Annotated in this window: 19 protein-coding genes and 1 tRNA gene; 4 read left to right on the top strand and 16 right to left on the bottom strand. The window is 65.9% G+C overall.

Annotated elements, in window-relative coordinates:
* Positions 1–2,226 (bottom strand): glycoside hydrolase family 3 C-terminal domain-containing protein, encoded by a 2,226-nt coding sequence (locus ABD791_RS00610; RefSeq protein WP_345061260.1) that lies wholly within the window; start codon positions 2,224–2,226, stop codon positions 1–3.
* Between the two features lie 58 nt (positions 2,227–2,284).
* Positions 2,285–3,661 (bottom strand): MFS transporter, encoded by a 1,377-nt coding sequence (locus ABD791_RS00605; protein WP_345061258.1) that lies wholly within the window; start codon positions 3,659–3,661, stop codon positions 2,285–2,287.
* A gap of 220 nt (positions 3,662–3,881) precedes the next feature.
* Between ABD791_RS00605 and ABD791_RS00600 the strand changes: the two genes are divergently transcribed.
* Positions 3,882–4,466 carry a TetR/AcrR family transcriptional regulator gene (locus ABD791_RS00600; RefSeq protein ID WP_345061256.1) on the top strand — a complete coding sequence of 195 codons (585 nt, stop codon included), beginning with the start codon at positions 3,882–3,884 and terminating at the stop codon, positions 4,464–4,466.
* 128 nt (positions 4,467–4,594) lie between these two features.
* Here the strand turns inward: ABD791_RS00600 and mobF are convergent, their stop codons facing one another.
* From mobF to ABD791_RS00565, 7 genes are all read right to left on the bottom strand, one after another.
* Positions 4,595–8,140, bottom strand: a complete 3,546-nt coding sequence (gene mobF, locus ABD791_RS00595) for a MobF family relaxase (RefSeq protein WP_486326970.1) — start codon at positions 8,138–8,140, stop codon at positions 4,595–4,597.
* 478 nt (positions 8,141–8,618) lie between these two features.
* Entirely contained in the window at positions 8,619–9,335 is a 717-nt protein-coding gene (locus ABD791_RS00590; protein ID WP_345061254.1) for an NADPH-dependent F420 reductase, read from the bottom strand.
* 145 nt (positions 9,336–9,480) lie between these two features.
* Entirely contained in the window at positions 9,481–10,077 is a 597-nt protein-coding gene (locus ABD791_RS00585) for a hypothetical protein (protein WP_345061253.1), read from the bottom strand.
* A 438-nt stretch (positions 10,078–10,515) separates the two neighbouring features.
* On the bottom strand, positions 10,516–11,004 hold the full coding sequence (locus ABD791_RS00580) for a DUF1801 domain-containing protein (RefSeq protein ID WP_345061251.1): 489 nt from the start codon (positions 11,002–11,004) through the stop codon (positions 10,516–10,518).
* A gap of 264 nt (positions 11,005–11,268) precedes the next feature.
* A complete protein-coding gene (locus tag ABD791_RS00575; RefSeq protein WP_345061250.1) occupies positions 11,269–12,441 on the bottom strand; it encodes a tyrosine-type recombinase/integrase in 1,173 nt (390 codons plus the stop codon).
* Positions 12,442–12,488: 47 nt separating this feature from the next.
* Entirely contained in the window at positions 12,489–12,737 is a 249-nt protein-coding gene (locus tag ABD791_RS00570; protein ID WP_345061249.1) for a helix-turn-helix transcriptional regulator, read from the bottom strand.
* Positions 12,738–12,915: 178 nt separating this feature from the next.
* Positions 12,916–12,992: transfer RNA gene (locus tag ABD791_RS00565), tRNA-Pro, on the bottom strand.
* A 118-nt stretch (positions 12,993–13,110) separates the two neighbouring features.
* Here ABD791_RS00565 and ABD791_RS00560 point away from each other — a divergent pair.
* From ABD791_RS00560 to ABD791_RS00550, 3 genes are all read left to right on the top strand, one after another.
* Positions 13,111–13,710 (top strand): GNAT family N-acetyltransferase, encoded by a 600-nt coding sequence (locus ABD791_RS00560; protein ID WP_345061248.1) that lies wholly within the window; start codon positions 13,111–13,113, stop codon positions 13,708–13,710.
* 152 nt (positions 13,711–13,862) lie between these two features.
* Positions 13,863–14,381, top strand: coding sequence for a hypothetical protein (locus ABD791_RS00555; protein WP_345061247.1), 519 nt, complete (start codon positions 13,863–13,865; stop codon positions 14,379–14,381).
* A gap of 256 nt (positions 14,382–14,637) precedes the next feature.
* Positions 14,638–16,104 (top strand): DUF2252 domain-containing protein, encoded by a 1,467-nt coding sequence (locus ABD791_RS00550; RefSeq protein WP_345061245.1) that lies wholly within the window; start codon positions 14,638–14,640, stop codon positions 16,102–16,104.
* A gap of 792 nt (positions 16,105–16,896) precedes the next feature.
* Here the strand turns inward: ABD791_RS00550 and ABD791_RS00545 are convergent.
* The 7 genes from ABD791_RS00545 to scpB all read right to left on the bottom strand — a co-directional run bounded on the left by ABD791_RS00545 (position 16,897) and on the right by scpB (position 23,037).
* A complete protein-coding gene (locus ABD791_RS00545; protein ID WP_345061243.1) occupies positions 16,897–17,478 on the bottom strand; it encodes a DUF4395 domain-containing protein in 582 nt (193 codons plus the stop codon).
* Complete coding sequence (locus tag ABD791_RS00540) at positions 17,462–17,980, bottom strand: TlpA family protein disulfide reductase (RefSeq protein WP_345061241.1); 519 nt, start codon at positions 17,978–17,980, stop codon at positions 17,462–17,464. Before ABD791_RS00540 ends, ABD791_RS00545 begins: the two co-directional genes overlap by 17 nt.
* 231 nt (positions 17,981–18,211) lie before the next feature.
* Positions 18,212–19,735, bottom strand: coding sequence for a ribosome biogenesis GTPase Der (der, locus tag ABD791_RS00535; RefSeq protein ID WP_345061239.1), 1,524 nt, complete (start codon positions 19,733–19,735; stop codon positions 18,212–18,214).
* The gene (gene cmk, locus ABD791_RS00530; RefSeq protein ID WP_345061237.1) at positions 19,728–20,438 is read right to left on the bottom strand and encodes a (d)CMP kinase; all 711 of its coding nucleotides are present in this window, start codon (positions 20,436–20,438) and stop codon (positions 19,728–19,730) included. Before cmk ends, der begins: the two co-directional genes overlap by 8 nt.
* 4 nt (positions 20,439–20,442) lie before the next feature.
* Positions 20,443–21,525 carry a prephenate dehydrogenase gene (locus ABD791_RS00525; protein WP_345061235.1) on the bottom strand — a complete coding sequence of 361 codons (1,083 nt, stop codon included), beginning with the start codon at positions 21,523–21,525 and terminating at the stop codon, positions 20,443–20,445.
* Positions 21,526–21,661: 136 nt separating this feature from the next.
* Complete coding sequence (locus ABD791_RS00520; protein ID WP_345061233.1) at positions 21,662–22,495, bottom strand: pseudouridine synthase; 834 nt, start codon at positions 22,493–22,495, stop codon at positions 21,662–21,664.
* Positions 22,492–23,037 (bottom strand): SMC-Scp complex subunit ScpB, encoded by a 546-nt coding sequence (gene scpB, locus ABD791_RS00515; protein ID WP_425562231.1) that lies wholly within the window; start codon positions 23,035–23,037, stop codon positions 22,492–22,494. Before scpB ends, ABD791_RS00520 begins: the two co-directional genes overlap by 4 nt.
* Between the last annotated feature and the right edge of the window lie 121 nt (positions 23,038–23,158).

The raw sequence follows: 23,158 nt of genomic DNA, 5'->3' as shown, positions 1-23,158 counted from the left end.
TCAGGCGCCGCTGTTGCCGGCGGCGACGAGTTGCGCGAGGTCGTCGGCGGTGATGCCGGCGCCCATCATCGCGATGCGATCGAGCGGGAACGATGCACCCATTCGGGCCATGTCCATTCCGAGTTCGTCGTCCGGGACCTGGTCCATGTGCTGCCCCATCGAGGCGGCGAGGATCGGTCCGGCGACGGGGTGTTCCGCGACCTCCCCCATCGTCGACTGCATCGACAGGTGCAGTCGCAGCGGTGGCGCGTCCACCGCTACTTCGACGCTGACACGGATGTCCCGGCTGGATGCGCCAACCGACACGCGGTAGGCGCCGCCTTCGAGGACCCACCCGTCAACCCGCTCATCCCAATAGTTCAGGTCCTCGCGGGGAATCACCACCTCGATGTCGGCCGATGCGCCGGCGGGGATGACCGTCGAGCGGAATGCCTTGAGTTCGCGGGGCGCGCGAGAGACACGAGACTCCGGCTTTCCGACGTAGAACTGCACAACCTCGCGGCCCTCGCGAGACCCCACGTTGGTCACGGTGAGTCGGGCACGGATGCCATCGGCGGCCGATTCAACCTGGAGGTCGGAGTACTCGAAGCGGGTGTAAGACAGCCCGTGGCCGAAGGGATAGGTGACCTGGGTCTCCCGGGCGTCGTATCCGCGGTATCCGACGAAAATGCCCTCCCCGTAAACCACCCGGGAGAACTCGCCGGGGAACGAAAGGTACGACGGTACGTCCTGGAGCCGAACCGGCACGGTCTCTGTGAGGCGCCCGCTCGGCTCGGCGACGCCGAACAGGATGTCTGCCACCGCTCGGCCTCCGCCCTGCCCGAGAAGCGCCCCATCGAGGATCGCAGGGGCGAGAGAGTCGACTTCGGCCAGGCGCACCACGCCGCCGTGGCTGAGGACGACAACCGTGCGGGGCTGCGCCGCGACCACGGCGCGGAGAACGTCCACCTGGTTCGCGGGAAGGTCGATGTGATCACGGTCGTAGCCCTCGGACTCGTCGCGATCGGGCAGAGCAAGGAACACGACAGCGGCTTCCGCGTCCGCCGCAGTCGCAACCGCTTCTTCACGCAGCGTCTGCGCAGCCGCGGGATTCGCGGAGTAGCCAGCCGCGAACGTCACCGATCCCTGATCGCCGCCAACGCTGCGAATCTCGTCCAGCGGGATGTCGACTCGGGTGGGATTCACGTGGCTGCTCCCGCCCCCCTGGAAGCGAGGATGCTCGGCGAACGCCCCGATGACGGCGACCCGCGTCGCCGGCGCCAGGGGCAACAGGGAATCCTCGTTCTTGAGGAGCACGATGCTGCGTCGGGCGGCTTCACGAGCAAGACGATGATTCTCATCGAGGTCGAGCGGCACCCCGGAACCCGCGGAGTCGGCGACACGGCGGATGAGAGCGCGCATACGAGCCGAAGATGTCTCCACGGTCGCTTCGGGAAGCCGCCCTGTCCGGACGGCGTCGACGACCGCGCGATCACCGTCGTTCTGACCGCCGGGCATCTGCAGGTCCAGGCCCGCCGCGACAGACGCGACGCGGTCACGCACTGCCCCCCAGTCGCTGACCACCACACCGTCGAAGCCCCATTCGTCGCGGAGGACTTGGGTCAACAGCCACGGATCTTCGGATGCCCACACACCGTTGACGCGGTTGTAAGAGCACATCACGGTCCACGGCTTTTCGGTCTTCACCACCCGCTCAAAGGCACGGAGATAGATCTCGCGCAAGGTGCGCTGGTCGACCTCGGAGCTGAGGCGGAGTCGATCGGTTTCGGCGTTGTTCGCGGCGAAGTGCTTGACCGATGTGCCGATGCCTTCGCCCTGCACTCCCCGCACCCAAGCACTGCCGAGAGCCCCCGACAGGTGGGGGTCTTCGGACAGGTACTCGAAGTTGCGGCCACCGCGCGGATCCCGGCGGATATTGATGCCGGGGCCGAGCAGGACTCCGACGCCAAGCTCCCGTGCCTCGCGTCCGAGGGCAGCGCCGATGCGTTCGACGAGGTCGGGGTCCCAGCTCTGCGCGATGCCAGCCGCTGGCGGGAAGCAGGTCGCCGGTGCACTGACGCCGATGCCGAGGGCATCCGCGCTGTCGATCTGTGCCCGGATGCCGTGCGGGCCATCGGACAGGAACACGCCGGGAGCGTCGTCGACGGGTTCGGAGTGCCAGAAGGACGCACCGCTGCCGAGCGCAGCCTTCTCTTCGAGGGTCAATTCGCGGGCGAGAGCATTCATGCGTCGTCTTTCTGTAGTAGTGAGGCGCCGGTCGACGCGAGAGGGATGGTGGTGATTGTCAGTCGATAGAGCGGGTGCTGGTGGTCGAGAGTGTCGCGCGGCGGCCGACGGTGATCGGGATGATTGCGATCGCGGCGAGCACGGTGGCTGCAGCTCCGACGAGGTAGACACCGAGATAGTCGCCGCCGAAGGCGATGAGGATGCCGCCGGCGACGAGAGGGCCGACCGCCTGTGGGATCGAGGTTCCCAGCGCCAGAATGGCCAGGAATCGTCCGTTCTCATTCTCTTCTCGTGGGAGAACATCGAGTGCCAGGGCCTGATCGACGGCTCCGTAGATGCCGATAGCGAAGGAGGTGACGATGCTGCCGATGAGGTACTGGGGCACCGACGCCGTGGTTCCCGTAATGATCAGTCCAACGCCGATCAGGAGGGCGCTGACAATCAGGAAAGGCTTCCGGGTCTTCAGGCGATCGGACAGCACACCGGAGCCGATTGCCCCGCCGATGCCCGCCACGGTGGACACCAGTCCAGCGGTGGCGATGAGACCGCCTACCCCTGCGGGGTCGAGGCCGAGCCGCGAAGCGATCAGGTAGACGCCGTAGATCGTAGAGAACGACAGCGCAAGGAAGATAAACGCCTTGCTGATCCATACCCACGCGATATTCGGGTATCGACGAGGGTTGAACCAGAAGCCGGACAGCACGGCCTTGATACCCGACGTCTTCGACACCTCGGTCACCTGCGGGTCTTTCATGTTGAGTCCGAAGGCTAGCAACCCCAGCATGGCCAGAGCGCCCGGGATAAGGAAGAGCGCGATGGGGCTGCTGACAACGGCGCCCGCGATGACGATCCCCACGAGAGGCGCAATCTGGTTGATGGCTCCGAGTGTTCCCATCACCTTGCCGCGCTGCTCCTCGGGAAGGATGTCGCCGAGGTGGATGGTGATCAAGTTTCCTGCTGCGCTGTACCCGATCATCGCGATCGCCCACCCGAGGATGAGCATCTCCACCGAATCGGTCAGTCCGATCATCGCGGTTCCGACGATGGAGATCAATGCCCCGCCGATCAGCCAGGGGCGCCGCCTGCCGAATCGAGAGCGGGTGCGGTCGCTCCATACCCCGACGAGGGGAATGACGATGATCGAGAGGAGGCCCGGGATGCCCACGGCGAGCGGCAGAATCGCATCCTTCGCCTCAGGAGCGATCTGCTCCACGCGGATGGCGAGCGAGAACGCGCCAGGCACAACCACGGCGATGTACAGCATGAATTGCGCGAGATAGATCAGGAACTGGTATCGCTTGCTCAGGTTCGGCCCGTCGGCTGCGGGCGCCGCGTGCCCAGATCCTATGAACTCTGCTTCCTGCTCGAGCGCAGCTGTGGGGGTGAACGGGAGCGGGGACTCGTTCCCTAATGAATCGCGGGGCGTGGCAGCCATGTCAAAACTCCATTGTCGTGAGGTATCGGGAAGCTGTCCGCTCGGACGGTTCCCAGTGAAAGTCAAACCCGTATCGGAGTACGAAGTTGAGATTGTGAAGCTATCACAAATCGGGCGACGACGGAAGTTAACCTCGTATTCGAGTAAGCTTTTCGCTGAATAGGGGGACTCAATGACGACAGAGTCGAAACCGCGGGGTCCGTACGCTAAGAGCCTTGAGGTGCGCCAGCGCATCATCGACGCGAGCATCGAGGTGTTCGGGGCTACGGGCTACTACGGCACCACCATGAAGGACATCGCCGCCGCCGTAGGCATCAGCCAGATGGGGCTCGCTCATCACTTTCCCAGCAAGGAAGCCCTGCTCACCGCGACTATCGAGTGGAGAGACAAGCAAAGCGAGAATTTCTTCACGCCAGCCGAGTACGGCCTCGATTCGCTATTGGTCTACATCGCCGTCGTGGTTGAGGACCAGAAGCAACCCGGGCTCGTAGAGCTTCAAACGATCCTCGCGGGCGAGTCGACGACAGCGAGCCACCCCGCGCACGCCACACACCAAGCCCGCTACCGCGACCTGCGCCTGTATCTCACGCGCACATTCCAGGCACTCGCCGATCAGGGAGACCTCGTTAGCGCACTGCCATCCGAGACGCTCGCATCCACGATGATTGCTCTCTCCGACGGGTTACACATCCAGTGGCTACTCGATCCCGACGCTGTCGATGTGGGGGCGGCTCTGCGAGGCTTCGTGCTGTCTGTGGTCGCAACGGAATTGCCCGAGCCTCACCTGCCGACGGCGGATAGATAGCACTTTCACGTCGGCAAGACGACCCATTTCGACCCCCGCTGGGCCGTCTCGGAGGACTCGAATGTGAGGAGAGCATGCTTCGCCCGCCACACTACGCCCGGCCCAATAGCGCAGGAAGTCCCGTGCGGCTACAGGCTCGGCCTGGCCCGTTCGGCTACTGCCAGGCGGGCACGTGCCGCTGTGTCGTCGCCACCAGCCCCCAGCTGTCGTGCACGCTCCATCGCGGATCGTGCCTGCGCTGCGTCTGTGCGTTGGGCTGCATTCTCGGCGGGAGCGCCGAGCGCGCTGTCTGCGGTGATGCTGTATCGGTCGCGGTAGGCGGCGACGACGCGCACTTGCTGCCGCCACGCCTCAGCTTGCCGTGGGCCGCGCGGCCTCTCCCCCATCGCATCAGTCCAGGCTTCGCGTGACGCCAACGCGGCGTCGACCAAGGCGACGGCTCGCTGTTCGATGAGGTCGCGTTGTTCGTCGAGCGCCTGGCGCATCTCCGCGCTCATGGCGCCGGCTGCCGCGGGAATGAGGCCGGCGATCATCCATGGCGCGCGCTGGGTTCGCCCTGCACCAGCCGGTCGCGCCGTCGCCCGAGCCACGCGTGCGTGAATTACTGCGGCGATGTCGTCAGCGTCGGTGAACCCGCGCGCTGCCACCAGCCGCGGGAGCAACGATTCGATGTCGTGGTGGTGAGCTTCAGCTCGGCGAAGCTCGGCAGTCAACGGCCCGAACGCGTCTGACGCGATCGCGGCCTCCGCGTCGGTATCCGACAAACCGGATGCCCGAACCAACGCCGACCACCGGTCGTGCTGGGCAGCCGCGGCGATAGTTTCGTACTCGGCGGCCAGCTGTGTGATCGATCCCCAAACATCCTGCTCAACCTCAATAGTCTCGTGCGCCGACAGTTCAGCGCCGACGTGCTGAAGCACCCCGCAGAGGACACTGCGCGCCGTCGCATCCGCCGCGTCGCCGGGATGCTTCATCGAGTGGACGTCGTCCGGCCGGTCGATCACAACGTAGGCGATGTTCGACTCCCGACCGCGCGTGAGTGCCACATACAGGTTCTCGCGGGTGGTGGTCGGCTCGATCAGAGCGTGGGCGGTGTCGGTGGTGGTGCCTTGGGCACGGTGCGCCGTCACGGCGTAGCCGAGGTCAACATGCTCGGCCACATAGTTGGCGGGCAGCACGAGTGATCCGCCCCACTTTCTTCCGGGGCGGCGTACGGTCAGTGAGCCGTCGCCACGCACGCCGGTGACGCGCCAGCGGTCACCGTTGCGCACCCAGTCCCGGCCGGTGCACAACCGCCGGTCGTTCTGGCGGCTGATCACGGTGTCTCCCACGGATGCCGCGGTTCCGTCGCCAAGTCCGACCTCCCGGCTCGCATCCACGATCCCGTCGAGCACGAGGTCGGCGCGGGCGCGCTGGTTCAGCTCGGTGACGGCCTCGCCGGTCTCGGCAATCAGGATTGAGGCCAACCCGGACGCCCGGTCGCGCCGCCAGGCGGTGTACGCCGCGGCAGCGACCTCCTCGGTATTGCCGCCGACGATCCGGCCATGGTCGTCGTAGGTCTCGATGGCGGCGCGCCGGCCGTGTCGGAGGTCGAGTGAGGCGGTCCTCTCCCAGGCGTGCGTGAAGCGGTGCACGTCGACCAGCTCGGGAGCGTCGGCTCGGTCGCCGACGAGCATCGCGAAAGCCCCACCCGCATCGACGGACTGAAGTTGCGCCCAGTCACCGACCAGCAGCACCTTCGCTCCGGCATTCGCCGCGAGCCCGGCGATTCGGTCGAGTGTGAGGGTCCCCGCCAAGGATGCCTCGTCGATGATGACCAGCTGCCCGGCGGCAAATGTCGTGCCGTGCGCAAGGTGGTTCTGCCACCACTTCGCGGTGTTCTCCGTGGCGATCCCGAGGTCATCGGAGAGCACCTGTGCGGCGACGGCGGATGGCGCGAGCCCGACGACGGAACCCGCACCGTACGTTGCCTCCCACACCCGGCGCAGTGCATTCATTGCCGTGGTCTTCCCGGCCCCCGCCGGGCCGACCAGCACGTCGATCACGCGCCCCGACACCGCGACGGATGCCAGCGCGGCAGCTTGGTCCTCGCCGAGCAGCCGGCCCCGCGCATCCGGGCGCGCTGTGATCCGCTCCACGACATCGAGCCCGACGGCTGGACCGCTTGTGTCGTGGGCAAGTGCGAGAAGCCGGTCCTCTGCAGCGAGAAGTGATTCCGACGAGAAGACGATGGAGTTTTTGGGTCGGAAGACACTTTTCCCGTCGGGGCGCTGGAACACTGCGGGGCTGGTCGCCAACTCAGGTGGGGTGAGCCGCATGGAGGCTCCCTCGGCAGCATCCGCCACCATCCCGACGACGGCCTCACGGTCTTGGGTGCTGGCAAACCGCCATCCCATCGTCTGCCGAGCCGCCTCCGCATACAGGTTCCACCGCCGCCACGTCGACCGCCTCTCCCCCACAGCCTCGACAACGGACTGCCCGAGGCTGGTGACAACGTCCAACGGCACATCATCCGCGCGCAGCAGCAAGGGAGTCGCGTTTTTGGGGACGGTGCGCGCCCATCGCGTTGCATCCTGACCGAGCAGGTTGCTCGCGCGCTCGCGCCACCCGGCCGTCAACTCGAAAAGCGAGCTGACGTCCTTTTCGGGACGGGTCGTGAGGGTCGCCTGCTGACGCAGCCGGATGAGCGTGGCGTTCGAGGGGTGTCGCCCGTGCGCCGCGGCCCATTCCTCGACGAGGCGGTGCGCCTCGACGTCGATGTGCCGAGACCGGCTGGAGAACTCCGCGACGATCTCCTCGGACACCGTCGAGATCGCCCAGGACGGATTGCGGTCGCGGCCCCTCTCCCGCTGTTCCCACTCCACGCCGAGCGCGCGGCTGAGGTGGTCGGCGAACACGGCCTCGTGCAGCTCGGACAGTGCGACGACGGCCGCATGCATCGGCCGCCCGTCGAGCGAACGCCACTTCTCATCGAACGTGGTGCGAACCTTGTTGCTGATGACGACGTGCGTGTGCAGGTGCGGGTCGCCGGCGCGGGAGTCGAAGTGGTCGAACGCCGTTGCGATCAACCCGGTGACATCGACCTGGGCAACGGCACCGCCGCGCCCGGTTGCACCCGTCCGGGTGGCTGCAACCTCCCGCTCCATGAACGCAACCATCTCCGCCACCGCGGCGTGGTGGGCGTCGACGATGAGCCTCTGAGTGCCCGCGTCGGCGACCGCCCACAGCACCGAAGCGGACTTCGGAATGGAGAACGTGAAGTCGAACCCCGCCACCGCTCGGCGCGTGCCGCGGGCCGTCTCCTCGACTTCGATTGCAGCGGATGCCTCGGCACGCTCGACGAGACCAAGACCGCGGTCGAGTCTCGCGACGCGCGCGGCAATCCGATCGGCGACAGCGGTATAGGCCGGGTAGGACCTCCCGAGCGGTTCGCCGGTGACCGGGTCGCGGCCCATGCCGACGAGAAGCTGAAGCTGCGCCTCCGAGACGTGATCGCCTTCGACGATCTCACTGTCACCAAGCGACCGAACACCGCTACCAAGCCAGCGGCCCGGCGGCGTTCCCGCCTCGGCGTAGTACTTCGTCAGTGGAGTCGACAGCGATCTCTCGCCATCGCCGGCCGCGACAGTCCGCAGCAGGTACTTGTAGCCATCGCCCGCACTCATCACCCGCATCGAAACCGTCACTGCGAACCCCCCTCTGAAGAGGAGGTGCGCCGCTGGGCCCAGTCGCGTCAGATGCGATCAGCCGTCGCGCCGCCCTCGATCTGCAAGAAGCGTGGGACTGCTGAATGAGGAATCGGAAGCGCTCACGTAGGCGCTCCAAGTGGCCAAGGCTGTCGATCATCCGCGACCGCTGTGCTCCCGGCTTCGTGAGGTCGTGAATACAGAGGCGCGTCCTGCGTGTCCGCGCGATTACGGTGGCAGGAGGGCACTAACGCAGAAAAAGGAGCGTTGAGCGGACGCGCTTGGAGGCGATCTGGCGCTGGCCGCGGTACTTGGATTTGTACCGCAAGGTGAACCCTAACCGGAACTGACAGTTCGTCACGCGGCTCCATGGAGGATCGGCAAACAAGTAGACCTGCCCACTTGCGATGTTCATAGAAGCACGACCCACACCGCGATCTCATCCCGCACAGAGAGTGCGAGAAACTCAGAAGACGCGGTCGGCGACCTTCACACGAGTGGCCGATGCTAGCGCGGCGTTGACCTGATCTGCTGATGTCGGGCCGGGTTCGGAGGAAAGAAGCTGGTCATCGGGAGTGTTCGAATCCGCGAGGTAGATGCGTGTGAAGCCTCCGGACTCGGGTTCGAACTTCCAGCTGTCGGAGAGCGAGCCGGCGTCGACAGTGTCGAAGCCGAGCCGGTCAATGAGTGCCGCCGCTTCACGCTTTGCTTCGCGGTCGTCGGACGCGATGGGGAGGGCGGAGCGGTCGGCGGCACCGCTGTGACGTGAAAGGAGGGGAATGTGGTGGGCGAGGATATTGCCGAATGCTTTGACATAGCGGGCTCCCACGAGCCATGCGTGCACCAGCTCGCTTGCCGTCACGGTCTCGGTATCGAGTTGCGTGACCCGGCCGTCGCGGAACGGGTAGTAGTTGCTAGTGTCCAGCACAAGTTTGTCGCGGAGCAGTCCGGCAGGTAGGTCCTTGACCGCGAGTAGTGGAATGGAGAGCACAATCGCCTCTCCGTTGCTGGCCGTTTCTTCGACTGTGCCAGCCTTGGCGAGTGGTCCGAGCTCTGTAATGAGGTCGCGGAGGGATTCAGGTCCGCGGGAGTTCGCAAGTACCACGTTCATACCCGATGCAACGGCGAGTCGAGCGACCGCCGATCCGATGTTCCCACTTCCAATGATTCCCAATGTCGGCATGCGCATTCCCTTCGATAAAGTTCAACGGTGTGGGTGCCAGCCGACTACCGAGCGACACTCCTTAGGTTTGAACCCGACCTCAGTTGTAATGATTCCCCTAACGCGTAACTCGAGGGCGTCGCTCGAGTGCGCGCAAGGGGAACCTCTACCGAAACTGTTTCAGGGCTTGGCTATACCGGTTTGGGTCGTCACGGGTTTCGGATGTCACGATGAGGGAATGCGGCCCGATCACTCGCGTGTAGGAGCTCAGGCACGGAATGACCACGATGGTGCTCAGCCCTGCGCGCCACGCCGGGATAAGGGCGGCAAGCGACACATGCTCGGGCGCGTCTTCAAGGGGTTGCGGGCGACGTCGAGATCGAGCGTCAAGCTTGGCCAGGTTCCACGTCTCGTACTGGGCTGCGAATGCATCATCGCCGAATTTGTCGCGCCAAGTCGGGCCGACGAACTGGTGCAGCAGCTCGTCGCGCTCAGCTGACCCGAACGCGGTTCCCTGGAGTTGCTCGAATAGCGTTTCATCGCGAACCTGGCCTGCATGGCGAACACACGCCTCCCACATCGCAGGCCAGTCGTTCTGCCAGGTTCCGACCCCGCCGGATGCATCGGTTCCAGTGTGAGCGCCGACGGACTTGTCTGAGAGGAGGGGCGGGAGGTTGTCTCCGACGGGCCTAAGACCCCATGCTTCGCGAATCCAGAGGAGGTCGACAAGCGCGTGCGGGTCGTCCTCGACAGTTATGAGCATGTCGTGTGGCCAAGGATTCCCTGGCATTGGCACTGATGAACGCATTGCATCCTCCCCAACGAGCAGCTTCCGCCCAGTCTCGCATCGAACATGGTTCGATTGCCGTACCGTCAGCAGACACTTCCCCGAAGCAGCCGGTTACGACCGCGCGGGACAGCGACATTGTCCCGCTAACCTCGCCCGATATTAGGCCCGATGAGGGGGGCGCTATACGCACGAAGTTGAGCATGTCATCAGGATCTTCGTCCTCTTGGGAATGAGACAGAGGCGCTCGAGAGACGCGTCCCATGGTCAGCTCCGAACATGGAGAGCATCGTCCACGACCCAGCCGACACATTGAGTATCGACCCGATTCCCTCAGGGCGATTTCACCATCAAAGACTTTTCGACTCGCTTGTAGTCCCCAGCGGCCGTTTGCCTCGGCGGCGAGCCCCCGGTTCACCGCTTCTTGCCCCCGACACCCGGCACGGACGCGACCTGTTTCATCCACTCCGCGATCTGGCGTTCGTCGAGGTCACCCACGGACTCGAGCTCCACACCGCGCGTCGACTTGCCCACCGGCGTCACCGGCGGTACCGGCTCGAGCGCCACGCCATTGATGAACATGAGCTTGACGTGGCCGGCGAAGCCGCCGCAACTGAAGCACCACCCGTCGCCGACGCCGTAGTACGACATGCCCCACTTCACGGACCGCCGGAGGTCAGTCAGCGTCTTGGCCGCCAGCGCGTCGACCGCCTCGGCGATGCCGCGCTGCGGCTGCGGCAGGCTGGCGATATAGGCGAAGACCGGCTTGTCGCCGACGGCGACCTTCGCGGGGCTTGCCCGGCCTGTCATGGCTTCGGGCAGTGTCCAGGCGACGTCGCCAGGCGCCGCAGCGCCCGTGGCCGGCTTCTGGACGTCGCTCTTGCCGGCCTCCCTGCTGTCCATGGTGGAATCTTATTCCGCACGCCTTGTGAGTGGGTGCTCCACCTCGCCCACAGCAGCGCACAGTGACTGTGGGAATTCGGCGGCGGGGTTGTCGCCCGTGACGAGAATTTCTGGAGGCGATTGCGCGCGCTCAACCTTCGGTGTACAAAGGAAGCCAATTCCAGTTCTCAGTCCGCCCACTCGTGCAGTGATGACCTCCGTTTCACGGGAAACAGCAAAATCCCCGATGAGACGGTGCCGCCACCGTGGCGGCACCGTGTTCAGTCAGTCTTGGTCTTTCGCGAACGCCCGGTCGAGGAGCGCGGCGGTGGCCGGGTTCACCAGCTCGCTGCGTTGGATGTAGTGCATCACCGTGACCCGGGTGTCCGTGTGACCGAGCAGTTCCGCGGCCAGTTCGATGCTGGCGTTGTCGTTGACCGCGGTCGCGACCGTGCGGCGGAACATGTGCGGGGTCACCCCAGTAATGCCGGCTCCGTCGAGCACCTGTCGCAGCTGACGGCGCACGTTCGCGGTCGTCAGCGGCGTCCCGTCCCGGGACTGGAACAGCAGTGAGTCCAAGCCCATGCTCCCGGCAGTGGCGAGCCGTCGGCGGACCGCGTCGGAGGTGAACGTGGGCAGTGCTACGACGCGACTGGATCTGGCGGTCTTGGGGTGGTCCTGCCGGAAGGTCGGCTCGCCGTTGCGGCTGACGATGGTGCCGGCGAGGCGGATGGATGGCACGGGGCTGGTGATGTCAATGTCCCGGCGGCGGATGGCCAACACCTCGCCGATGCGGGCCGAGGTGCCGAGCATGACCTCGACGATCGCGCCGAGCTGGCCGTCGGGCTTGGGGCCGGAGATGTGGTTGGCGGCGCTTTCCCACTGAGCGATCGCGGCGCGGACCACGTTGACCTCGGGGGCGGTGAGCGCATCGGGGATGTGCGGCTCGCGGTAGAGGCGGGAGACGTGGTCCATCGGGTTGCGCGGGAGGACTTCGTGCCGCACCGCCAGCTCCAGGGCGAGCCGCAGCACGACCCGGGCCTGCTTGGCGCGGTTGTAGGAGATCTTCGCCAGCTGTTTGATGAACTGATCGCAGCGTGCGACGCCGATCTCGCGGAGCGTGAGGGACTCAAACGCCGGCAGCACGAGGGTGCGCATGTTGCGCTCGTACAGATTCCGAGTCGTTTTCGAAATCCGAGCCTCCAAATCGATGTCTTCCAGCCAGTACGCGACGAGGGCGGGAAAGGGGCTGTCGGGCGTCAGGGTGCTGGAGGCGGGCTGGAACAGCGACCGCTCCGCCAGCTTGCCCTTCAGCGCGCGTTCGGCTGCCTTGGCGGTTTCGCCGGTCGCCGCGACCTGACGCGCACGGCCATCCCAGTCCCGGTACCGGGCGCGGGCTTCGAAACGGCCAGACGGCGTCACCCGGGTGGTGACGTCGCCGAAGGTACCGATCGTCAATCGGGGCCGGGACATTCACACCACCGCCTCTCGAGCGATGCGGGCGATTACGCCCGCTCCCGCTGCTCGGCCACCCAGGCGCGCACGTCCGAGACGGCGAACTTCAGGTGCTTGCCGAAGCGGTACGCGGCCGGTCCCTTGCCATGGGTGCGCCAGTCGTAGATCGTCGACACCGGTACGCCCAGGTAGCTGGCCAACTCGGTCACATCCCAAAGCGGCTCGAGCCCCGACACTTCGCCGGGAGCGGGCGACGAGGAGGCCGACGAGGAGGATCTGAGAATCTCGTGTTCGTTCATGCCGGGAAGGTGCGCACGTCGCAGCCAAGCGATCGCAACCGACCGGGAGATTCAACGCCGCGTCGGAGACCATTCCGGCGAAAGCAGTTCCGGAGAAGTGAAAGTGGTGAGTTTTCGGTGAGTGGATCAAATCTTTAACCTAAAAAGTCTCGGAAACCCTTGAGTTTCCGAGACTTCTTGGTCGGGCTGACAGGATTTGAACCTGCGACCCCCTGACCCCCAGTCAGGTGCGCTACCAAGCTGCGCTACAGCCCGCTGCTACTCCCCCAAACGCATCCCGGCGAACCGATTTGCACCTGCAAGAGACAACTCGAATAGCTTACCGCCTCCGCAGACCTCTTGCGCACACCCGGCATCGCGTTAGCGTGGCAGCATGCCCGTTCTCTCGGAGGTGCAGGTGCGACCGGTCGACACCGTGCCCTGGGATGACGTGCGCACCGTCTTCGCAAACCGCGGCGATCCGGCCGGGTGCTGGTGCCAATTCTTCAAGCTGAGCAATGCCGAATGGAACGGCCTCCAACGCGAAGATTTAAGCCGGATGCTCTGCGATCAGATTGCGGCCTCGCCGCCCGCCCCGGGCGTGTTGGCCTATCTGGGCGACGAACCGGTGGGCTGGTGCGCGGTCGAACCCCGACCGAACTACAGCAGGCTGCAACGGATGCCGCTGGTGACGGCGGGCGGCCTCCATGACCTCGACGACGCATCCGTCTGGGCTGTCACCTGCTTCGTGGTGCGCGTCGGTTTTCGCAAACGCGGAGTGAGCGGGGCGCTGCTGACGGGAGCCGTCGAGCATGCCCGCGCGAATGGCGCCCGGATTGTGGAGGGCTACCCCGTCGACGTCGCCGCACGGCCGGGAGTGTCATCGGCCGACCTCTACCACGGGTCGCTGTCGGTGTTCGAGAACGCCGGCTTCACCGTCGTCGCCCGACCGAAACCCGATCGGCCCGTGGTGCAGCTGCGGCTCATCGAATAGGCGCCACCAGGCAACAGCGCCCGACACGCCCGCGCCGGGACAGGCAGCAACAGATTGCGAGGATCCTCAGGCCTCTCATAGAAACCACATAGCTGACTCCCCTACGGTTTTCAGTGGCCCGCTTCGGGCCGCTCAACACGATGAAGGAAATCATGTCCCCGAAAACTTCTGACGCCCGCACGAAATCCAACTACTCGCTGGCCATTCTGTGGTTGGCCTCGGTCGTTGTCGGCCTCGTCGGCTACGTGCTCATGACCTCGTCGAACTCCGGCCAGGCCGAGCTGTACACCAAGCAAACTGGCGACTACGCCAAGCTCTTCCCCCTGCAGTCGGGCAGCTCGCTCGGTGCAACCCTCATCGGCATCGGCGTGCTGGGCCTGCTCATCGCCCTGGCCACGCACGCTGTGTCGTTCGCGATCGCGCGTTCGGCCGCCACCACGACCGTTGTCAGCGAAACGGATGTCGCTGACATCGCTGACACGGATGCCGACACCGTCATCGCCGCGCCCACCGCGACTGCTCCTGCGGTGGCGTTCACCGCCCCGCAGACGACCGCACCGGCGACCGCGTCGGCGACCGCGTCTGCAGCCGAGACCACCCCGGTTGAGGCTCCCGCAGTCAATGCCGACGAGACGCCGTCCGCGCCTGTTGAGGGCGACACCAAGGCCTAAACAGACTCCGCATGAGGCGGCCTGGCGCGAGAGCGCTGGGCCGCCTTCTGCGTTAACCCAGTCGTTGATTGAGGAGCGCGCGCCTGCGAGCACGCGTCTCGAAATCCCGCGAGCCGATCTCTGAACTCGGCCTGGGACACATGGGCTGTCCGGCGGAGACCTCGACAGGCTCGACCACCGAGACAGCGCCGTGCTAGCCGCCGAACGTCCCGCAGGGGTACCCTGATCCACACTCCCCGGAGAAGAGGCAGGAATCATGGAGAACACGTCTGCTCGGCACCGATTCGAACACCCGCCCATCACCACGACGGCGGACCACCTCAAGGCCGGCCGCCAGGCGCGAAAAGCACTGCCTCGATCCGCCCATGCCGCCTACAGCCCCGACGCCGCGCGCGATCCCCTCGGCATCCTGCACGAACAGAATGAGGGCCGACTCCCCTGGCTCGTGCCCCTGCGCCTCGAACGGATGCTGCAGAACCCGTTCGCGTTTTACCGCGGCACCGCCGCGCTGCAGGCCGCCGACCTCGCCGGCGCCCCGACGACCGGCGCCGGTGTGGTGCTCTGCGGCGACGCGCACATCTCCAATTTCGGCCTGTTCGCTTCCCCGCAACGCACGATGGTCTTCGATCTGAACGACTTCGATGAGGCCGCATTCGGCCCCTGGGAGTGGGATCTGAAGCGCTTCGTCACCAGCGTCGTCATCGCCGGGCGGCACAAGGGCTACTCCCCCCGCGACGTGCGCGAAGCTGCACAGGCCGCTGCCGCCTCGTATCGGCTCGGACTCAATGAGATGCTCGAACTCGACACCCTGGAACGCTACTATCGCCGCGCCGAGGTGAACTTGGGATCCTCCCGGTACGGCAAAGCGACCCAGTTGGTGATCGACCGGGCGCTCAACGCTTCGGCACGTCGCACCTCCGCCAGGGAGCTCAACAAGATCACCGAGGTCAGCGAAGACGGCACGATCTCGATCATCGAGCGGCCGCCGACCCTGACCCACGTGCCACCCGAGAATGAAGCCCAGATCAAGGAGATGATCGAGACCTACCGGCACACGGTCTCGCCCGACATTGCCTTTCTGCTCTCCCAATACACCGTGACGGATATCGTGCGCCGCGTCGTCGGAGTCGGCAGCGTCGGCACCCGCTGCTTCATCGTCGTGCTCACCGGCCCGAGCGGCGAAGGCTTGATCCTCCAGGTGAAGGAGGCCGGCCGCTCGGTGCTGAACGAGTTCGGCGGCATCGAAGCCATCGTCTCCCACTTGAATGAACCGGAGGCCCTCACCGGAGATCATGGCCTGCGCGTGGTGGCCAACCAGCGCATTTTGCAAGCGGTGTCCGACCCCTTCCTCGGCTATTTCACCGGCATCGGACTCGGCTTCTACGTTCGACAGTTTCGCGATCGCAACATCTCGATCGACATCGACTCGCTGAAGCTGAGCAGCTTTCTTGACTACGCCGATGCCTGCGGTCGACTCCTGGCCCGTGCGCACTCGCAGAGTCCCAATGCGGCATTTGCCGCCGGATACATCGGCTCCTCCGACGTGTTCACCGCCGCGATTGCCGATTGGGCTCACGCCTACGCCGACCAGTCGTATGCAGATTTCGTGCAGCTGGGCGAGGCGGTCGGATCGGGTGCCTTCACGTTGCCCGATCCTTCGGGCAATGTCGCTCTGGCTCGTGCGCAGGAGAAGGCGCAGCAGGTTCCGCATACGACCCGGTGACCATCTCGTTGATCGAGGAGCACGCGATGCGGGGCCATTTCGTTGATCGAGGAGCGCGCGAGCTTGCGAGCACGCGTCTCGAGATCTCGCGAGCCAATCCTTGAACTTGGGTTGCGTTCGAACATCGGCTCGCGAGGTCTCGAGACACTCGCTGGCGCTCGCTCCTCGACCAACGAAATGGTCAAATTCGTCCACCACAATGCCGCACAGCGACCCCGAAGCTATTAGGTATATGGCCATTTCGTTGATCGAGGAGCGCGCGAGCTTGCGAGCACGCGTCTCGAGATCTCGCGAGCCAATCCTTGAACTCGGGTTGCGTTCAAACGTCGGCTCACGGGGTCTCGAGACGGCCGCGGGCGGCCTCCTCGACCAACGAAATGGTCAAATTCGTCCACCACAATGCCGCACAGCGGCCCCGAAGCTATTACGTATATGGCCTTTTCGTTGATCGAGGAGCGCGCGAGCTTGCGAGCACGCGTCTCGAGATCTCGCGAGCCAATCCTTGAACTGGGGTTGCGTTCGAACATCGGCTCACGGGGTCTCGAGACACTCGCTGGCGCTCGCTCCTCGACCAACGAAATGGTCAAATTCGTTCACCACAATGCCGCACAGCGGCCCCGAAGCTATTAGGTAGATGGCCTTTTCGTTGATCGAGGAGCGCGCGAGCTTGCGAGCACGCGTCTCGAGATCTCGCGAACCAATCCTTGAACTCGGGTTGCGTTCAAACGTCGGCTCACGGGGTCTCGACCCGATCGCGGGCGGCCTCCTCGACCAACGAGATGGCCTTGATGCCTACGCCGCGCGCACCCGACCCAGCACTCCGGCCCGCACCAGCAGCAGGTACAACTGGCAGCCGAGGCAGTAGCCGAACACCGCGTTCAGAAATGCCGCCACGAATGCCGCCGCAGCCGCGATCGGCACGGCCGGCAGCACGCCGAGCAGCCCGAGCACCACGCCGACCAGGGTGACCAGCAGGCCCACCCCCTGTGCGAACGTCGGCGGCGCCGAATCTTCCAGCTCGGTCGGCGGCGCCAACCGGGGCCGCACGAGCTTCTTGAACAGCAGCCCATACGGGTGCCGGCGCACCCCGGCAAACGCACCCCACGCGAACAGCGCCGCGATCAGCGCGAGCAGCACCAACGCGGCGACGGATGCCCCCACCAGCGCCAAGAAGATCACCGCCAGCAGCAGCACGGCTGTGATCGCGGCCCCGAACCGCGGACTGCGCGGGTCGATACCCGCGCCGGCCTGCGGGGTGCCTGACGCAACCGTTCCGGACGCACCCGCGCCCGATGCACCCGCGCCGGTCCCGCCCGCCCCAGACCCACCGACATCCGCCGCGGTGCCGTCTGACGCATTAGCCGCTGTGGACATTGTCACTCCTCAAGAGTTCGTCGAGTTGCCTGGCCAGCTGACCCCGGTCGGGAACACCGCTGACCCGCGCACGAATGCGACCAGAGCCGTCGAGCACAATCGTCGTCGGAGTCTGCAAGATGTTAAAGCGGTTGGCGAGATCCGCGCGGTGGGTCAGATCGACGTCGAGATGCACGACGCCGGGTCGCGCATCGGCGACCGCGCCGAGCAGGCGATGGGTGCCCGGGCAACGAGCGCAGAAGTCGGTGCTGAACTGCAGCAACGTCGCGTGTGCGCCGAACGGGGCCGAGCTGGCGACATCCGCTGGCTGGATCAGCCCGGCGTGCGACGAAGTGCCGACGGCCCGCACCCGCCCCTGCCGGCGTCGCCAGACCAGCCCGAGCCCCGTCGCGACGGCGACGAGTGCGAGCACGAGGGCGAACGCGGCGAGCGGATGCATGTCGCCGACGCTACGCCAGCCGGGCCAGGCGGTGCGGAGTGTGACAGCAGATGACGGCACCACCTCGGTGGTCGAGGGCGAGCGAGCGCAGCGAGCCCGTGTCTCGAGACCCAGCGAGCCACTGTTCGAACGCAACCCACGTTCAAGGATCGGCTCGCCAGATCTCGAGACGCGGCCTCCTGCGTCGGCTGCTCCTCGATCAACGAGATGGATGCAAACGCAAACGAGCCCGCCCCGACCGAAGTCGAGACGGGCTCGCGAGGTGGTCTCGACAGGCTCGACCACCGGCAAGTGCTACTTGCCGCGCGCGCGCTTCTCGCGCACTCGCATGCTGATGTTGATCGGGCTGCCGACGAATCCATAGATCTCGCGCAGACGACGCGTGATATAGCGGCGGTATCCCGGGTCCAGAAACCCGGTGGTGAAGATGACGAATGTCGGCGGGCGGCTCGAGGCCTGCGTACCGAACAGGATGCGGGGCTGCTTTCCGCCACGCACGGGGTGCGGGTGTGCCGCGGCGAGCTCGGCCAAGAAGGCGTTGAACTTGCCGGTGGCGACGCGGGTGTCCCACGACTCGAGGGCAACCTCGAGAGCCGGAACCAGCTTCTCCATGTGACGGCCGGTGCGCGCCGAGATGTTCACGCGCGGGGCCCAGGCCACGTGGGCCAGGTCCTGCTCGATTTCACGCTCGAGGTAGCGGCGACGGTCGTCGTCGATCATGTCCCACTTGTTGAACGCGAGCACGAGCGCACGGCCCGACTCGAGAACCAAGTCGATGATGCGCACATCCTGCTCGCTGATCACCTCGGTGACGTCGATGAGAACGACGGCAACTTCGGCCTTCTCGAGTGCGGCGCTGGTGCGCAGCGACGCGTAGAAGTCGGCGCCCTGAGACAGGTGCACGCGACGACGGATGCCGGCGGTGTCAACGAAACGCCAGACCTTGCCGCCGAGCTCAACCTGCTCGTCAACCGGGTCGCGGGTGGTGCCGGCCATCTCATTGACGACGACACGCTCTTCGCCGACAACCTTGTTGAGCAGGCTGGACTTGCCCACGTTCGGGCGACCGAGCAGGGCGACGCGACGCGGGCCGCCGACTTCCTGCTTGGCAACGTTCGAGATCTCGGGCAGTTCCAGCAGAATCGCGTCGAGAAGGTCGGCCACGCCACGCCCGTGCAGGGCGGAGACGGGCCAGGGCTGGCCGAGGCCGAGCGACCACAGGTTGGCCGCTTCGGGCTCCTGACGAATGTCGTCGACCTTGTTGGCGACGAGAAAGACGGGCTTGCCGCTCTTGCGCAGCATCTTGACGACGGCCTCGTCGGTGGAGGTCGGGCCCACGTTGGAGTCAACGATGAACATGACCAGGTCGCAGAGTTCGATCGCGATTTCGGCCTGCAGGGCGACGGATGCGTCGATGCCCTTGGCATCGGGCTCCCAGCCGCCGGTGTCGACGAGGCTGAACCGGCGCTCGTTCCACTCACCCTTGTAGGTGACGCGGTCACGGGTGACGCCGGGGGTGTCCTCGACGACGGCCTCACGGCGGCCGAGGATGCGGTTCACCAGAGCCGACTTGCCCACGTTCGGGCGGCCGACGATGGCGATGACCGGCAGGGCCGGCAGGTACTGAATGGCGTCGGGGTCTTCCGTCGCCAGGTTGAGAACGTCGAAGTCCTCTTCATCAAGTTCATAATCGTCGAGGCCGGTACGCAGCGCCGCGGCGCGGGTCGTTTCCAGCTCCTCGTCGAGGTTGGCCAGTTTGTCGGCAAGTTCGTCGTCGACGAGCTCGGGGCTCGTGTCGTCGTATTCGTTACTAGTCATGCGAGTTCCTCGCGGTACGTGTGGTGATGACGTCGATAACCGCGTCAATGGTCTGCTCGAAGTCGAGATGGGTGGAGTCGACGGTGGTCACACCGTCTGCGGCGCTCATGAACTCGACAACCTTCGAGTCGGCCAAGTCTCTCGATCGCAGCTGTTCTGCTACTGTTTCGGCCGATTGGGTCGATATTTCCAGAGAGCGCCTAGCCATTCTAGCCTCTTCGGATGCTGTGAGAAGGATGCGAGCGTCGGCGCCGGGCGCGACGACGGTCGTGATGTCGCGGCCCTCGATCACAATTCCGGGCTTCAACACGTCGCGGGCGATGCGCCGAAACAGGTTGGTGAGGTGCTCGCGCACGGCCGGAACCTTGGCAATCGAACTGACCGCCGCCGTCACCCGTGGCTCCCGGATGGCGTCGGTCACGTTCATGTCGCCGACCTGCACGACGTAGTCGTCTGGGTCGGTGCCGATGTAGTAGTCGAAGTCCGCGAGCAACCCGGTGACGGCATCCGCGTCACTCATGTCGACGCCGCGCGAGAGCGCGAACCAGGCGAATGCGCGGTAGGCGGCGCCGGTGTCGAGAAACGCGTAGCCGAGGCGGTGCGCTGCCGCCTTGCTGACGCTGGACTTGCCGCTGCCGGCCGGCCCATCAATGGCGACGACGATCGGAACGTCGTCGGGGGTGGTGTGTGTGTTCAGTGTCATACGGTTATCCGGCAATCCGCCAGCCGCGTGCGGCCAGCTCATCGGTGAGGCGGGCGACCACCTCGGGCAGAACAGAAATCTCAACCAGGCCGATCTCGGCACCAGGCGAGTGCTCGAGGCGCAGGTCCTCGAGGTTCACCCCGATCTCACCGATCTCGTGCAGCAGGCGGGCCAACTGGCCGGGGGTATCGTCGATCATCACGATCATCGACGAGAACTGGCGGTCCTGACCGTGCTTGCCTGGCAGGCGGGCGACACCGGCGTTGCCGCCGATCATCTCCTCGGCCACCTTGCGGCGCGCGCCGGGCGCGGTCGGATCGGCGAGCGCGTCGATGAAGCGGTCGAGGTCGTCACGGTAGGCAATCAGGATGTCCCGCACGGGCTCCGCATTCGCCCCCAGAATCTGCACCCAGAGGTCGGCGTCGCTCGCGGCCAACCGGGTCATGTCGCGCACGCCCTGCCCGGCCAGGTTCAGCGCAGAGTTCGAGGCATTGGCGAGCTGGCGGCCAAGAATGGTGGAGATCACCTGGGGAACGTGCGAGACGAGCGCCACTCCCCTGTCGTGATCTTCGGGGCTCATTTCGATGAGCACAGCGCCGAGATCGAGGATCAGGTCGTCGATCGCGTTGGCCTGCTGGTAGCTGATGCCGCCGTGTGCGGCGACGACCCAGGGTCGGCCGATGAACAGGTCGGCGCGGCCCGAGAGGGGCCCGCCGCGTTCGCGGCCGGCCATCGGGTGGGAGCCGATGTAGCGGGACACGTCGGCGCCCCGCTCCCGCAGTTCGGCCAGGGGGGCCAACTTGACGCTGGCGACATCCGTCACGATGGCGTTCGGGTAGGCGTCGAGCTCGCGCGCGACGATTTCGGCCGTCACGTCGGGCGGAACACAGACCACGATCAGCTGCGGCTGGTCGCCGTCGCGGGCGGCTCGGCCGGCCCCGTAGTCGATGGCGATGCTCAGGTTGGTCGGCGAGGCGTCGGCGAGAATCGTCTCAATGCCGCGGTTGCGGAGGCCGAGGCCCACGCTGGTTCCGAGCAGGCCGACGCCGACGATGCGGACCGGCCCGACGAGGCGACTCTCCACCACTCACGTTCTCCTTGCTGTGCGAAAGGCTTGTGCTGACTGTTGTTTCTGGCTGCTTCTGGCCTGGCGACCGACTGCGTTGCAGCGAGCGGATGCGGCGACTGACCGGATGGCCGGCCAGCTGCGTGCTGCTGTGCTGCTAGTTGGAGGCGTCTGACGCGGCGTCTGCAGCAGGCGTGCCCGCCTGAGCCGGACGTGCAGCGCGCGACACGGTGAGCAGCTCGCCGAGTTCAACCTTAGTGAGGTCGCGCACGGCGCCGGAGCGCAGGGTTCCGAGGTTGAGCGGGCCGAACTGGCGGCGTACCAGGTCGACGACCGGGTGACCGACGGCATCCATCATGCGGCGCACGATGCGGTTGCGGCCGGAGTGCAGGGTGATCTCGACGAGGCTGAAGCCGTCGCCGCCCTGACCGCTGAGCACGCGCGCCTTGTCGGCGGAGATCGGGCCGTCTTCGAGCTCGATGCCGTTCTGCAGTGCGGCGATCGTCTGCGCGGTGACGCGGCGCTCCACCTTGGCGATGTAGGTCTTCGTCACACCGAACGAGGGGTGCGCAAGCACGTGGGCGAGGTCGCCGTCGTTGGTGAGGATGAGCAGGCCGCTGGTCATCGCGTCGAGGCGTCCGACGTTGAAGAGGCGCTCCTCGTAGTCCTTGGTGAATTCGCGCAGGTCGGGGCGACCGCTCTCGTCCTGCATCGACGAGACGACGCCGACCGGCTTGTTCAGCATCAGGTAGCGGCGGCTGGTGTCGAGCTGCACGGCAATGTTGTCCACCGAGATTTCATCGGTCTCCGGGTGGATGCGACGCCCGGCTTCGGTGACGACCTTGCCGTTCACGCGCACGCGGCCGGCGGCGATCATCTCCTCAGAGACGCGGCGGGAGGCGACGCCGGCGGAGGCCATCACCTTCTGCAGGCGTACGCCGTCGACTGCAGCTTCGGGGTTGCCGGCATCGGGTGCGAAATCGCTGGTCATCGTAGATCCTCAAATCCTTCTGCGCCGTCGGAGAGTAACGGCGATAAGTGTGGCAACTCGTCGAGCGAGTTGATTCCGAGCTGGGTCAGCAGCAAGTCTGTGGTGGCGTAATTGATGGCACCCGTTTCACTGTCGGTGAAGGCCTCAGTGATCAAACCACGGCCGAGGAGGGTGCGCACCACTCCATCGACGTTGACGGCCCTGATCGAGGCTACCGCCCCGCGGCTGATCGGTTGCTTATAGGCGATCACCGCGAGTGTCTCCAGGGCTGCCTGCGAGAGGCGGCTCGGGTTCTGGGTGAGCACGAAGTCGGTGACGAGTGCGTCGTGCGTCGCCCGCACATAGATGCGCCAGCCGCCGGCGACCTCGCGCAGTTCGAAGCCGCGGCGCACGGTGCCGGTGCTGGCGACGCCATCGCCGACGCCGACGCCGTCGAAATCCGCGACCAGGCGGGCGACCGCGGCGCGCACGACGGGCAGCGGTTCGTCGACGGCGCTGGCCAGGTGCACCAGGCTCTGCGGCTCGTCGGCCACGATCAGGATGGCTTCGAGCTTGCGGTCGAGGGCGTTGAGGTCGGTGGCGTTGTCGGTGGCGTTGTCGAGGGCGTTGTCGGTGGCGTTGTCGAGGGAGTTGTCGGTGGCGGATGCGACGTTGGCGTCGCCG

The organism is Glaciibacter kafniensis, assembly GCF_039538945.1.
In the GTDB taxonomy this organism is placed as follows: domain Bacteria; phylum Actinomycetota; class Actinomycetes; order Actinomycetales; family Microbacteriaceae; genus Cryobacterium; species Cryobacterium kafniensis.
The sequence above is the reverse complement of the archived record's forward strand: the minus strand, read 5'-3'. Positions and strand labels throughout refer to the sequence as shown.